Genomic DNA, 14398 nt, shown 5'->3' with positions numbered 1-14398 from the left:
GAGATGCAACCGATGACCGTACGTACTTTTTTAGAAGTTGTTGAAATTCGAACCAAAATTGCGAGCGTATATCCTTTTTTAATAGGATCTTTATTTTCGCTTAGTTATTTTCATCAGTTTCAATTTGGGTATACTATTCTTTTTTTTGTAGCCATGTTTCTCTTTGATATGACAACGACTGCCATTAATAATTATATGGACTTTGAGAAAGCTAAATCCAATGATTATAAATACCAAGAGAATGTCATTGGACGTGAACATTTAGATCCAGTTGTGATTCGAAACTTGATTTTTGGCATGCTGGCGATTACTGCAGGGATTGGACTCATTCTTAGCTGGTTGACGGGATGGCTGCTATTGGTTCTTGGCGGAGTGGTTTGTTTTATCGGTGTGTTTTATACGTTTGGGCCCATTCCTTTGTCACGAATGCCACTTGGAGAATTATTCAGTGGTGTAACAATGGGCTTGGGAATTTTTGTCATTACAGTTTATGTCAATACGGTCCAAGCGCCTATTTTTTTCTTGGATTTTCAATGGAAAACAGGTGTGTTTGCACTAACGGGCCATTTTTGGCAAATCATAGCCATTATTTTGGCTGCGGCACCGTTAGTGTTTACCATTGCAGATATTATGTTAGCGAATAATTTGCGTGATTTAGAAACGGATATTAAGAATCACCGTTACACGTTGGTATATTATATTGGACGGGATCAAGGCATCCTCCTTTTCCGTTTACTAATGTTGGCCTGTTATTTGATGATTTTACTAGGTTTGCCGTTTGGTGTTTTTGGTTGGCCACAATTATTGGTCTTCCTTACCTTTCCAAAAATCCGCAAAAATCTTAGAGCACATCGTCAAAGTCTGCCTCATCCTAAAAGTTTTGGGTATGCTATCAAAAATATGATTTTGTTTAACAGTGTGTATGCGGCAACATTTGTTGTTCAACTTATTCTAAGGTAAAAAAACTGCTTGTATTGGCCGCGTTAGGTGGCTGATACAAGCAGTTTTTTTAGGTGGAATTATTCGATTTTTGTCAAACTAATTTCTCCGGATGATAGTTTTTTTTCACCTTGATCTGTCTGAACAATGAGCTCACCGGTATTGGTTATTTTTTGAGCAATGCCTGTAAATGATTGTTTTTGGATGGTAAAGGAAACTTGTTTACCTAGAACAAACGATTTTTTTCGATACGTATCCATATACGATTGATCTGGCAAGGAATCCAGGAGAGAAAAGAAATTTTTCCAAATCAATTGAATGAGCTGATTACGGAGCACGGGGGCTTGCTCCCCTTTAAATAGAGAGGTTGCACGCGTTTGAATTGCCACCGGGAATTCTTTTGGATCAATTGAGACATTTAGTCCCATACCGATAATGACATGTTTCACCCTACCAGCTTCAATATCACTTGTTGCTTCAGAAAGAATGCCACAAACTTTTTTTCCGTCCAAATAAATATCGTTGACCCATTTAATCTCAGAGGTTTTATTGGTAACTTCATCAATCGCTTTGGCCACAGCAACGGCAGCTAGCAAGGTGTACTGGGGAAGCTGGGCAAATGTTTGAGTGGGTTCAAGCAAAAGGCTCATATAGATTTGACCCTTAGGTGAGAAGTAGGGGCGGCCAAACCTTCCATGGCCTGCAGTTTGCGATTCGGCAAGAAACAAGGCTGGTGTCGTTTGCCCGGCATTAGCCGCTTGTCGTGCATCCATCATGGTTGACAGGGTTTCCTCTTTGATGACGATATTTTCTTTAGCAATGTCTTGTGAAGCCAACTCATCAGCTGCAAGGATGTCACTGGGCACATACCGATAGCCACTTGCAAGATGTTCAAAGGTATAACCACTTTTTTCTAACTCACGAATGGCCTTCCAAATAGCTGTTCGAGAAACGTGGAGTTGCTCAGCTAGAGCAGCTCCAGAAAAAACGGTATCTGGGGCTTGTTTTAATAAGGATAGAATGGTTTCTTTTGTTGACAAAAAAAAGCTCCTTTCTCACAATATCTTTACTTGTAGTATAGCTTTTGGTAGGGAGCCTGTCTATTTGAGAGAGCACTAGAAAATTCCTTGACACAGTATGAAAATACCTTTATAATAAGGAGATGCAAAAACTATCGTAAGTGCAAAGAGCAGAAACGAAATATTGTCCGTTTCGGCTTAAGGATAAGAAACAAAAGTAGAAAGCTTCCTTTTTGAAGAGTCTCTATTTTTGGTTTTTTTTTGTCCTAAACCCGCAAAAAATGTTCATTGTCACTAAAATTTAATTTTTGTAACAATACTGTAAAAATTGTGGTAGCAATTTTTGGAAGAAAATTTAGAGGGGTGAAGAGCTTGGCTGGACACGTAGTAAAATACGGAAAGCACCGCGAACGAAGAAGTTTCGCACGGATCAGTGAAGTATTGGAATTACCGAATTTAATTGAAATTCAAACGGACTCTTATCAATGGTTTTTAGATGAAGGACTAAGAGAAATGTTTGAAGACATTTTGCCAATTGATGATTTTAATGGAAACTTGTCGCTAGAATTTGTGGATTATGAATTAAAAACACCTAAATACACGGTGGAAGAAGCTCGTGCACACGATGCAAACTATTCTGCGCCATTGCATGTAACCTTACGTCTGACGAACCGCGAAACAGGAGAAATCAAATCCCAAGAAGTCTTCTTTGGTGATTTTCCTTTAATGACTGAGCAAGGAACCTTTATTATCAATGGGGCAGAACGGGTTATCGTTTCCCAATTGGTTCGGTCACCAGGTGTGTATTTCCATGGGAAAGTGGACAAAAATGGTAAAGAAGGCTTTGGATCAACGGTTATTCCTAACCGTGGTGCATGGCTAGAAATGGAAACAGATGCCAAAGATATTTCGTATGTTCGAATTGACCGGACACGTAAAATTCCGTTAACGGTATTGGTTCGTGCACTAGGTTTTGGTTCAGATGACACGATTTTCGAAATTTTTGGCGAAAGTGAATCATTACGGAACACGATTGAAAAAGATTTGCACAAAAATGCAAGTGATTCTCGTACTGAAGAAGGGCTAAAAGATGTCTATGAACGACTTCGCCCAGGTGAACCGAAAACAGCGGATAGCTCAAGAAACTTGCTGAATGCACGTTTCTTCGACCCACGTCGCTATGACTTAGCAGCTGTTGGACGTTACAAAGTAAACAAAAAATTAGATTTACGGACACGTTTATTAAACTTAACGTTAGCCGAAACGTTGGTTGACCCAGAGACAGGTGAAATCATCGTTGAAAAAGGAACCGTTATTACCCATCAAATTATGGATGATACCTTAGGGGAATATCTGACCAACGGATTGAACTCTGTCACGTATTATCCATCTGAAGACGGTGTTGTGACCGACCCAATGACTGTTCAAGTCATCAAAGTTTACTCACCACTTGATCCAGAACGTGAAATTAACATCATCGGTAACGGATATTTTGGACCAGAAGTACGTACGGTTCGACCAGCGGATATTATTGCTGCGATGAGTTATTTCTTTAACTTAATGGAAAAAATTGGCAAAGTGGATGATATCGACCATTTAGGTAATCGTCGTATTCGTTCAGTGGGTGAGTTGTTACAAAATCAATTCCGTATTGGATTAGCACGGATGGAACGGGTTGTCCGTGAACGGATGTCTATTCAAGATACGGAAACCTTGACACCACAACAATTAATCAATATTCGTCCAGTGGTAGCAAGCATCAAAGAATTTTTTGGTTCTTCTCAATTATCACAGTTCATGGATCAAACCAATCCATTAGGTGAGTTGACGCACAAACGTCGTCTTTCAGCCTTAGGACCTGGTGGATTAACACGTGATCGTGCTGGTTATGAAGTACGTGACGTGCATTATTCTCACTATGGTCGGATGTGTCCAATTGAAACACCTGAAGGACCAAATATTGGGTTAATTAACAGTTTAGCTTCGTATGCAAAAGTTAACAAATATGGCTTTATTGAAACACCGTATCGTCGTGTAGATCGCGAAACGGGTCGGGTAACAGATACTATCGACTACCTGACAGCTGATATTGAAGACCATTATGTTGTAGCCCAAGCAAACAGTCCACTAAATGAAGATGGAACCTTTAAAAATTCTGTCGTTATGGCTCGTGCGACAAGTGAAAACTTAGAAATCTCCATTGACAAAGTGGATTATATGGATGTGTCACCAAAACAAGTAGTTGCGGTCGCTACCGCTTGTATTCCATTCTTGGAAAATGATGACTCCAACCGGGCCTTAATGGGTGCCAACATGCAACGTCAAGCGGTGCCACTGATCAATCCAAAATCTCCTTGGGTAGGAACAGGGATGGAATACAAATCTGCCCATGACTCAGGAGCAGCACTGCTATGTAAAGCAGACGGTGTTGTGGAATATGTTGATGCCAAGGAAATTCGGGTTCGTCGTGACAATGGAACGTTAGACACTTACGCAATTACAAAATTCCGTCGTTCAAACTCAGGTACAAGTTATAACCAACGTCCACTCGTTTTATTAGGTGAAAAAGTGGAAAAAGGCGATACCTTAGCAGATGGACCTTCGATGGAAAATGGAGAAATGGCTTTAGGACAAAATGTTCTAGTCGCCTTCATGACTTGGGAAGGATACAACTATGAAGATGCGGTTATCATGAGTCGACGTCTTGTAAAAGATGATGTCTATACGTCTGTTCATATTGAAGAATATGAATCAGAAGCCCGTGATACAAAATTAGGACCTGAAGAAATTACGCGTGAAATTCCAAACGTCGGTGAAGATGCCTTGAAGAACTTGGACGAAATGGGTATCATTCGCATTGGAGCAGAAGTGAAAGATGGCGATCTTCTTGTCGGAAAAGTAACGCCTAAGGGGGTAACAGAACTATCCGCTGAAGAACGACTATTACATGCTATTTTCGGGGAAAAAGCACGGGAAGTTCGTGATACATCCTTGCGTGTTCCTCATGGCGGTGGCGGAATCGTTCATGATGTGAAAATCTTTACACGTGAAGCTGGAGATGAATTGTCTCCAGGTGTAAACATGCTTGTTCGCGTATATATTGTACAAAAACGGAAAATACATGAAGGCGATAAAATGGCTGGTCGTCACGGAAATAAAGGGGTTGTTTCGCGCATTATGCCGGAAGAAGACATGCCTTTCCTACCAGACGGCACACCAGTTGACATCATGTTGAATCCTTTAGGGGTACCATCGCGGATGAATATTGGACAAGTACTAGAATTGCATTTGGGCATGGCTGCTCGTCAATTGGGTATTCATGTAGCAACACCTGTCTTTGATGGAGCATCCGATGAAGATGTATGGGAAACCGTTCGTGAAGCAGGAATGGCCAAAGATGCCAAAACAATCCTTTACGATGGTCGTACAGGTGAGCCTTTCGATGGACGGATCTCAGTCGGTGTCATGTATATGATTAAATTGGCCCACATGGTTGATGACAAATTGCATGCGCGGTCAATTGGACCATACTCGTTGGTTACGCAACAACCACTCGGAGGAAAAGCTCAATTTGGTGGACAACGGTTTGGAGAAATGGAAGTATGGGCACTGGAAGCATATGGTGCTGCGTATACTTTACAAGAAATCTTAACCTACAAATCAGATGACGTTGTTGGTCGTGTGAAAACATATGAAGCCATCGTCAAAGGTGAACCAATTCCAAAACCAGGTGTACCGGAATCCTTCCGTGTATTGGTGAAAGAATTGCAATCACTTGGCTTGGACATGCGTGTCTTGGATATCGATGATCAAGAAATTGAATTACGCGATATGGATGACGAAGACGATGACTTAATTACGGTCGATGCACTAACTAAGTTTGCAGAACAACAAAGTGCACGTGATGCACAACACCAAAAACCTACTGTAACGCCGAAAGACGAAGAAGCAGTCGAAAATCCTTTAGATTAATGAAGTGATCGTCACCTGTTTTGGTGACGAACCACTTTTGCTATAGCCATGAAATGAAATGGAGGGAACCCCTTTTGATCGATGTAAATAAATTCGAAAGTATGCAAATAGGTTTGGCTTCTCCAGAAAAAATTAGAAGCTGGTCTTATGGGGAAGTTAAAAAACCTGAGACCATTAACTATCGTACTTTAAAACCCGAACGTGAAGGGTTATTTGACGAGCGTATCTTCGGCCCAACCAAAGACTGGGAATGTGCTTGTGGAAAATACAAACGTATCCGTTACAAAGGAATTGTTTGTGACCGCTGTGGTGTTGAAGTCACCCGTTCAAAAGTTCGTCGTGAACGAATGGGTCATATTGAACTAGCCGCACCTGTATCACATATTTGGTACTTTAAAGGTATTCCTTCTCGAATGGGGCTTGTCTTAGACATGAGTCCTCGGGCATTGGAAGAAATCATTTATTTTGCTTCCTATGTTGTCATTGATGCTGGGAATACTAGCTTAGAAGCAAAACAACTACTAACAGAACGCGAATATCGCGAAAAACGTGCCCAATATGGTCAAGAATTCAATGCAGCAATGGGTGCCGAAGCCATTCGACAATTATTAGATAATGTTGATTTAGATGGTGAAGTAATAGAATTAAAAGAAGAATTAAAAACAGCTTCTGGTCAAAAACGGACACGTGCCATTCGTCGTCTCGATATTTTAGAAGCTTTCCGTTCTTCAGGGAATAAACCAAGTTGGATGGTAATGGACGTCATTCCTGTCATTCCGCCAGATTTGCGCCCAATGGTTCAATTAGAAGGTGGTCGTTTTGCCACATCTGATTTGAATGATTTGTACCGACGCGTAATCAATCGGAACAACCGTTTGAAACGATTGTTAGATTTGAATGCACCAAATATTATTGTCCAAAATGAAAAACGTATGTTACAAGAAGCTGTGGATGCATTGATTGATAATGGTCGTCGTGGCCGTCCAGTAACAGGCCCAGGGAATCGTCCTTTGAAATCATTGTCCCATATGCTAAAAGGGAAACAAGGACGTTTCCGTCAAAACTTATTAGGAAAACGGGTAGACTACTCTGGCCGTTCCGTTATCGTTGTTGGACCATTCTTGAAAATGTACCAATGTGGTCTACCAAAGGAAATGGCAATTGAGTTGTTTAAACCATTTGTGATGCACGAACTTGTAAAACGCGAATTAGCTTCAAACATCAAAAATGCAAAACGCAAAATTGAACGCCAAGAAGATGACGTGTGGGATGTATTAGAAGATGTGATTAAAGAACACCCTGTCCTATTAAACCGGGCACCTACGCTTCACCGTCTAGGAATTCAAGCTTTTGAACCCGTACTAGTCGAAGGTCGTGCGATTCGTTTGCACCCATTAGTATGTGAAGCCTATAATGCGGATTTCGATGGGGACCAAATGGCTGTTCACGTACCATTGAATGAGGAAGCCCAAGCTGAAGCACGTATGTTGATGCTTGCTGCTCAAAATATTTTGAATCCAAAAGATGGCAAACCAGTCGTAACGCCTTCCCAAGATATGGTCTTAGGAAACTACTACCTAACAATGGAAGAAGAAGGTCGCGAAGGGGAAGGAATGCTTTTCCGTGATATGGATGAAGCGGTCACTGCATGGCGAAATGGCTATGTCCATTTACACTCAAGAATTGCCGTGAATCCTAATGCTCTTGGAGAAAAACCATTTACCGAAGAACAAAAAGGCCGCTTAATGGTGACGACAGTCGGTAAAGTTATCTTTAACTCTATTATGCCACCAGAGTTTCCTTACTTAAATGAACCAACAGACTTTAACTTAACAGTACAAACACCTGATAAATATTTTGTTGATCATGGTCAAGATATTCCTGCATTTATTGCAGAGCAGGAATTAGTGCAACCATTTAAGAAGAAAAACTTAGGAAACATCATTGCGGAAGTCTTCAAACGATTTAAAGTAACAGAAACTTCTAATATGCTTGACCGCATGAAAGACTTAGGTTATAAACACTCAACAACTGCTGGGATTACGGTTGGGATTGCAGATATCATGGTACTCCATGAAAAACATGACATCATTGAAGCATCACACAAGCAAGTGGAAGTAATTACCAAACAGTTCCGTCGTGGGTTGATTACTGATGACGAACGTTATGAACGAGTGATTGGTGTGTGGAATGACGCAAAAGATCAAATCCAACAAAAACTAATGGAATCATTGGATGCGAAAAATCCAATTTTCATGATGTCTGATTCAGGAGCTCGGGGAAATATTTCCAACTTTACACAGCTTGCTGGGATGCGTGGATTGATGGCTGCGCCGAATGGTCGAATCATGGAATTGCCAATCATTTCTAACTTCCGTGAAGGATTAACTGTCTTGGAAATGTTTATCTCCACACACGGTGCTCGAAAAGGAATGACCGACACCGCCTTGAAGACAGCCGATTCAGGTTATTTAACTCGTCGGTTAGTAGACGTTGCACAAGATGTTATCATTCGTGAAGACGACTGTGGGACTGATCGGGGCTTGAATATCCGAGCAATTCGTGAAGGCAATGAATTAATTGAATCTCTAGAAGAACGATTAATTGGGCGTTATACGCATAAATCAGTCAAAGACCCAGCGACAGGTGCAGTAATTATCGGTAAAAATCAACTAATTACTGAAGATATTGCCAAACAAATCATTGATGCGGATATCGAAGAAGTATCGATTCGTTCGGTCTTCACATGTAATACAAAACATGGTGTATGTAAACATTGTTATGGCCGTAACCTTGCTACAGGGAACGAAGTGGAAGTCGGCGAAGCAGTAGGAACAATCGCTGCCCAATCCATCGGTGAACCTGGTACTCAGTTAACCATGCGTACCTTCCATACCGGCGGGGTAGCCGGAGATGACATCACTCAAGGGTTACCACGGGTTCAAGAAATTTTTGAAGCACGTAATCCGAAAGGGCAAGCTGTCATTACCGAAGTAACTGGAGAAGTAATTGATATTTCTGAAGATGCGGCGACACGTACCAAAGAAGTTACTATCAAAGGGAAAACAGATACTCGTACGTATACCGTACCATTTACAGCACGAATGAAGGTTGCTGAAGGGGATGTCATTCACCGTGGCGCACCTTTAACAGAAGGATCAATTGAGCCGAAACATTTGTTGCAAGTACGTGATGTTTTATCCGTTGAAAATTATTTATTACGTGAAGTGCAACGTGTTTACCGGATGCAAGGGGTAGAAATTGGCGACAAACATATCGAAGTAATGGTTCGTCAAATGTTACGCAAAGTACGTGTGATGGATCCAGGAGATACAGATATTTTACCAGGAACATTATTAGATATTGCCGATTTCAAAGATCGTAACTACAAGACATTGGTTGCCGGTGGCGTACCAGCAACGGCTCGCCCAGTATTACTTGGAATTACGAAAGCTTCACTAGAAACAAACAGCTTCTTGTCAGCTGCTTCCTTCCAAGAAACAACACGTGTCTTGACGGATGCTGCCATCAGAGGCAAAAAAGATCCATTGTTAGGATTAAAAGAAAATGTTATCATCGGAAAAATCATTCCTGCAGGTACAGGAATGGCGCGCTACCGCAACATGGAACCGAAAGAAGTAACTGTTGCAAGCGAAAATGTTTATAGCATTTCAGATATCGAAGCACAAATGGCTGTTGAAGATGCATTAAACAACCATGAATTCTAAGCGACAATCAAAAGCCAATCTTCATTAGAAGATTGGCTTTTTTTGGTTCTATAATAATTGATGTTGGTACTCGAAATGAGTGGCGGCCTCAACTTTTCTGTATAGGGCTAACAATCGTAACATCGTGCCGAGTCGTTGATTGCGTGTAAAAAGACTGCAAGCGTTCAATATCATGTAAGGATAAGAAACGTAATGTCAGAGTTTCTGGCGAGGAACCAGCTAGCGTTGTCACTGTGACGTGCCCTCTCTTTTTAGGAAATAACCAACGACTCGACTCTACTGAAAAAGTTTGGAGACGACGATGTTCAATAAAAGATAGTTCTTTTGTTAAGAAATGGGCAGTTTGGATAATGCATTGCTTTTCATGGCTAGCAAAGGCCTGCAAATTACGTTGGTAGATTCCCGTGATGAGAAAGAAAATGAGTAAGCAAGTAGGAATGAAAGCAAACCAGTGAAAAAACAAACCAATCAGCAAGATAGTTGGAGTCAAAATGACGAGTGGCCAGCGCCAAAAATACCAAAGTAATGGCCGCTGTTTTGCCGTAACATATTGCAAAGTAGGTTCAGTCATCTGATATTCTGGCAGCAACTCGGATAAGGTTCGATAGACAAGTTTTTGAGAGATAATGGGCAGTAAATAAAGTTTGCCTGAGAGTGTATCCTCTTTGTCTTGTTCACCTGCTAAAATAATCTGAACAGTAGCCAAACCTAGAATTTGCCGTAAAAATTGTTGGTTAAGTTTGATTTGTTGAATTTTTGAAATAGGAACAATGGTTGTTCGACGTTCGAATAAGCCACTTTCAATATGTAACTCTTGTGCGCTACGGGTCACGCGGAACCGATAGAAGAGAACGAACTGCTTGATTAATGAGGCAAGCATCAAGCACACTAGGAGAAGAATACTGGCAACTGAAAATAAAATCCAACTCGAGCGAAGAAGCAATTCTCCTTCGTTGGTTGCGCGCGCCATCCAATTTTCAGGAATAATTTGATTCACGAAGGAAAGAGCTGCTAAAAAAAGTGGAATTAATCCCAGGTCAGTAAAAGAAAATAGAAAAATATCTCGATTGGTTACCTCATAAACCAGAGAGGAGAGCTGTTCAGTTGCTGGTTCGGGTTTACTTGTTAAAGAATTAGGCACCTCTTCTTTGCCAGTAGTTCGACAGTGCTCCAATTCAAGAAGTAGTGATTCAGGAACCGCAAGCAAATTTGCTTCTGCTTCTGACGGCCCCCCGCTGGCCGTGTCAACTGTCAGCTGAACCAAATGAAAGGGTTTCAGAAAAAACCATTGTCGCTGATGAATTGATTGGATGCGTTCATAAGGAATCAGACGTCTTTTTTTAACAAATAGTCCTTGGGTAATTTCCAAATGATCTCCTGTTAGTTGATAGCGGTAAAACCAATAACTCAAGAAAGCACTCCCGCCGTTCAAAAGGAAAAGTGCAAATAAAATCCATAGAGAACGCCAATCCCCAGTTGTCAGACGCGGGAAAAGGGGCAAGAGAATAAGCCACCATTTTTTGATCCGTGAAAAGAAGAGAATCGGTAAGGCCAGTGGGTGAAAATGTTTTGCTTCAGACATCTTCTCTTGCCACCTTTACCAGTTCAATCAATTGTCCCCTGAGTGTTTGAGCTTGTGCAATGTCTAGCCCAGATAGAGTATGAGCTGTGGCAGCAGTATGAATAACTAATTCCATCAATTGTGCCTGACGTAAAAAAGGTCCTTGATTCGTCTCAATATGCTGGATGCGATTTAGCGGAACATACGTGGTTGAACGGAAAAAGTAGCCCTTTTGCAAAGCAACATCCTCTTCGGTAATTTCATAACGATGAAAGGCATAGCGATAAGGAATAAGAAAATAAGCAATGCTACCGAAAATGAGTGTCAGACCGATAAGACAGCCCAAAAGCACCCAAGTCAATAGTTGAAAATCGAAAATCCGTATCAGGACATAGCATACGATTAATTCAATAATGAAACATATCCCAATCGTTGTAAAAAGGCTTTTACGCCATACCGTTTGAATTCTAGTCGGCATTTGGTGAGTCAGTAAAGGGTAATTCAAAGGAAAACCTCGCTTTTTTTATTTTATCGTCTCATTGACTCTGCCCATCGTCAAGAGCCATTTTCAGGAAACTAGACTTTTTTTTCACTCCATGATAGACTGAATATGCTGATAGATGAGTTTAGTAGATAATTTGAAACAATCGCTGTAGACGTTTGTCTGCAGCGATTTTGTTGGTTCGACAATATGAGAGGAGTCTATATGTTAAGTTTGACAAATATTACCCAACAATTTGGGGATAAATTACTTTATGAATCATTGAATTTACAAGTTAATAAGGGAGAGAAGGTTGGCTTGATTGGTCAAAATGGTGCTGGCAAATCAACGTTAATCAAAATTATTACCGGCGAGCTATTACCAGATGAAGGAAAGGTCAGTATGCCCAAAAACTGCCAGCTTGGATACTTGGACCAGTATGTTGAGGTGGATGAGCAGCTGACCATCTTTGCTTTTCTTAAAACGGCTTTTCAAAAAGAAATAACAATGGAACAAACCATTACTCAATATTACACCGATTATGCTGAGACATTGGATGAGCGTCTACTTGAAAAAGCAGGCCAGTTACAAACGCAATTGGATCAAGGAACTTATTATCAAATGGAGACGTTGATTCAAGAGATGGCGAGTGGTTTGGGTTTACAGGTATTGGGGTTAGATTGCCCGCTTAGTCAGTTAAGTGGTGGACAACGTTCCAAAGTTATTTTGGCAAAACTTCTTTTAGAAAAGCCCGATATGCTAGTATTAGATGAACCGACCAACCATTTGGATGATAGTCACGTTGAATGGCTGACTAATTTTCTGCAAACATTTACCGGAACCTTCCTAGTAATTTCCCATGATCGAGTCTTTTTAGATGCGATTACCACGCATATTGCTGATATTGAATTTGGTCAATTGACCAAATATACGGGCAATTTAACCAAAGCTTTAAAGCAGAAAGAAGCCAATCGCGAGACATATTTGCGTCAATATGAATCCCAAAAGAAACAAATTGCGAAAACGGAAGCGTACATTCGTAAATATAAAGCTGGTTCGCGTTCAACGATGGCTAAAAGTCGGGAAAAACAATTGGCTAAAGTTGAGCGATTAACGCCCCCATCAGATGCACCGAAGCCCAATTTTCGTTTTCCGTATCAACCCATCGTGAGTACGTTGGCATTGACGACCGATCATTTGGTGATTGGTTACGACCGGCCTTTGTTGGATCCAATTCAATTAACTATTCGTTATGGGGAAACGATTGCCATTCGGGGATTTAATGGGATTGGTAAATCAACGCTATTAAAAACATTGATTGGAGAAATTCCCGCTTTGGATGGAGGATTTGAATTTCCCGCGAACACCAAAATCAATTATTTTTCCCAAGAATTAGAATGGGAAACGCCACTAGAAACACCACTGCAATATTTGGGACGAATTTTTCCAAAAGCGTCAGTGAAGGAATTGCGCCGTCATTTATCGCAAGCAGGATTAGTAAATCAATTGGCACAAGAATCCCTTCAATTATTAAGTGGGGGCGAACAAACGAAAGTGAAGTTAGCAGAAATGACGATGCGAGAAGGCAATTTGCTGATTCTAGATGAACCAACCAATCATATCGACCATGAAACCAAAGAGAGTTTGCGTGTTAGTTTGGCAAACTATCCCGGAACGGTCATTGTCGTATCGCATGAGCAAGAATTTTATGAAGACTTTGTCGAACGCATCATTGATATAGGAAGGTAAGGGAAAAAAATGGATGAACAATTTGCTGCTTTGCATCTGACGGTAGTGGAATTACCCGTTGAATGGGTCGATGAAGCCCCCGTTTTTCGTGGCTTTTTTCGTGAAATACCGACGATGACAGGCGAAGGAAGAACCAAACAACAAATGTATCGACAATTGTTGGAAAACTATCAACTTTTTTTTGAAAAACAGCAAGCGCAAGCCTTGGAAGAAACACCGACAGCAATGACCTCTGCACTATTATCAGTTGAGGACTTGTTAAAATATTATGATGGTGAGAGTTTTGACGGCTTTTCCTATGATTTTTCAGCAAAAGAGTCAGGTGACCATGATTGACAAATAAAAGATAAGTGAACTACACTTGCAATAGTAAAAAGAGGAGGAGATACAGATGGCTGAAGTGGAAAGTTTTACACTGGATCATACAAAAGTAAAGGCCCCTTATGTTCGCTTAATTGCGGAAGAAACCGGACCAAAGGGAGATACAATCGCTAACTTTGATTTGCGTCTATTGCAACCCAATGAAAAGGAAATGCCTACAGCAGGTATGCATACGTTGGAACATTTATTTGCAGATTTAATGCGGGATCGTTTAGATGGGATTATCGATATTTCCCCATTTGGCTGTCGAACAGGATTTCATTTAATCACTTGGGGCTCACATAGTGCGACTGAAGTGGCTGAAGTTTTGACGGATGTGTTAACGGTCATTGCTAATGAAACTCAATGGGAAGATGTGCAAGGCGTTTCAATTGAAAGCTGTGGTAATTATCGGGATCATTCCTTGTTTACTGCGAAAGAGTACGCCAAACTGGTGTTGGAGCAAGGCATTAGTGATGATCCATTTGAACGCCATGTCGTAAAAAATGGGTAATTAAATGAAAAACGATTCAAGCTCAACTAGTCACTCTGACATTTAAGTGACAAGTGTGGTCAAGCTTGAATCGTT

9 protein-coding genes are annotated in these 14398 nt (G+C 40.9%); 6 read left to right on the top strand and 3 right to left on the bottom strand.

Annotated features, from left to right (window positions below; genetic code table 11):
- Positions 1 to 12 precede the first annotated feature (12 nt).
- Positions 13 to 960 (top strand): 1,4-dihydroxy-2-naphthoate polyprenyltransferase, encoded by a 948-nt coding sequence (menA, locus tag ACFSR0_RS11355; protein ID WP_379983012.1) that lies wholly within the window; start codon positions 13 to 15, stop codon positions 958 to 960.
- Between the two features lie 59 nt (positions 961 to 1019).
- Here menA and ACFSR0_RS11350 read toward each other — a convergent pair whose 3' ends face one another.
- On the bottom strand, positions 1020 to 1979 hold the full coding sequence (locus tag ACFSR0_RS11350; RefSeq protein ID WP_379982805.1) for a biotin--[acetyl-CoA-carboxylase] ligase: 960 nt from the start codon (positions 1977 to 1979) through the stop codon (positions 1020 to 1022).
- A 351-nt stretch (positions 1980 to 2330) separates the two neighbouring features.
- Here ACFSR0_RS11350 and rpoB point away from each other — a divergent pair, with 351 nt between their 5' ends.
- Together rpoB and rpoC are read left to right on the top strand one after the other, a co-directional pair.
- The gene (gene rpoB, locus ACFSR0_RS11345) at positions 2331 to 5930 is read left to right on the top strand and encodes a DNA-directed RNA polymerase subunit beta (RefSeq protein WP_379982803.1); all 3600 of its coding nucleotides are present in this window, start codon (positions 2331 to 2333) and stop codon (positions 5928 to 5930) included.
- Between the two features lie 74 nt (positions 5931 to 6004).
- A complete protein-coding gene (rpoC, locus tag ACFSR0_RS11340) occupies positions 6005 to 9658 on the top strand; it encodes a DNA-directed RNA polymerase subunit beta' (RefSeq protein WP_379982801.1) in 3654 nt (1217 codons plus the stop codon).
- 88 nt (positions 9659 to 9746) lie between these two features.
- On the opposite strand, the gene ACFSR0_RS11335 is transcribed toward rpoC, so the two are convergent.
- Together ACFSR0_RS11335 and ACFSR0_RS11330 are read right to left on the bottom strand one after the other, a co-directional pair.
- Entirely contained in the window at positions 9747 to 11240 is a 1494-nt protein-coding gene (locus tag ACFSR0_RS11335; protein WP_379982799.1) for a PH domain-containing protein, read from the bottom strand.
- On the bottom strand, positions 11233 to 11724 hold the full coding sequence (locus ACFSR0_RS11330) for a PH domain-containing protein (RefSeq protein ID WP_379982797.1): 492 nt from the start codon (positions 11722 to 11724) through the stop codon (positions 11233 to 11235). The genes ACFSR0_RS11335 and ACFSR0_RS11330 overlap by 8 nt, the downstream gene beginning before the upstream one ends.
- A gap of 201 nt (positions 11725 to 11925) precedes the next feature.
- On the opposite strand from ACFSR0_RS11330, the gene ACFSR0_RS11325 reads away from it, so the two are divergent.
- The 3 genes from ACFSR0_RS11325 to ACFSR0_RS11315 are packed head-to-tail and all read left to right on the top strand — an operon-like array spanning position 11926 to position 14323.
- The gene (locus ACFSR0_RS11325) at positions 11926 to 13449 is read left to right on the top strand and encodes an ABC-F family ATP-binding cassette domain-containing protein (protein WP_379982795.1); all 1524 of its coding nucleotides are present in this window, start codon (positions 11926 to 11928) and stop codon (positions 13447 to 13449) included.
- A gap of 9 nt (positions 13450 to 13458) precedes the next feature.
- On the top strand, positions 13459 to 13785 hold the full coding sequence (locus ACFSR0_RS11320) for a hypothetical protein (protein ID WP_379982793.1): 327 nt from the start codon (positions 13459 to 13461) through the stop codon (positions 13783 to 13785).
- Between the two features lie 55 nt (positions 13786 to 13840).
- Positions 13841 to 14323 (top strand): S-ribosylhomocysteine lyase, encoded by a 483-nt coding sequence (locus ACFSR0_RS11315; RefSeq protein WP_379982791.1) that lies wholly within the window; start codon positions 13841 to 13843, stop codon positions 14321 to 14323.
- Positions 14324 to 14398 lie beyond the last annotated feature (75 nt).

It is taken from the genome of Enterococcus camelliae (assembly GCF_042685105.1).
Classification (GTDB): domain Bacteria; phylum Bacillota; class Bacilli; order Lactobacillales; family Enterococcaceae; genus Enterococcus_G; species Enterococcus_G camelliae.
This window is presented reverse-complemented; position numbering and strand designations above follow the sequence as displayed.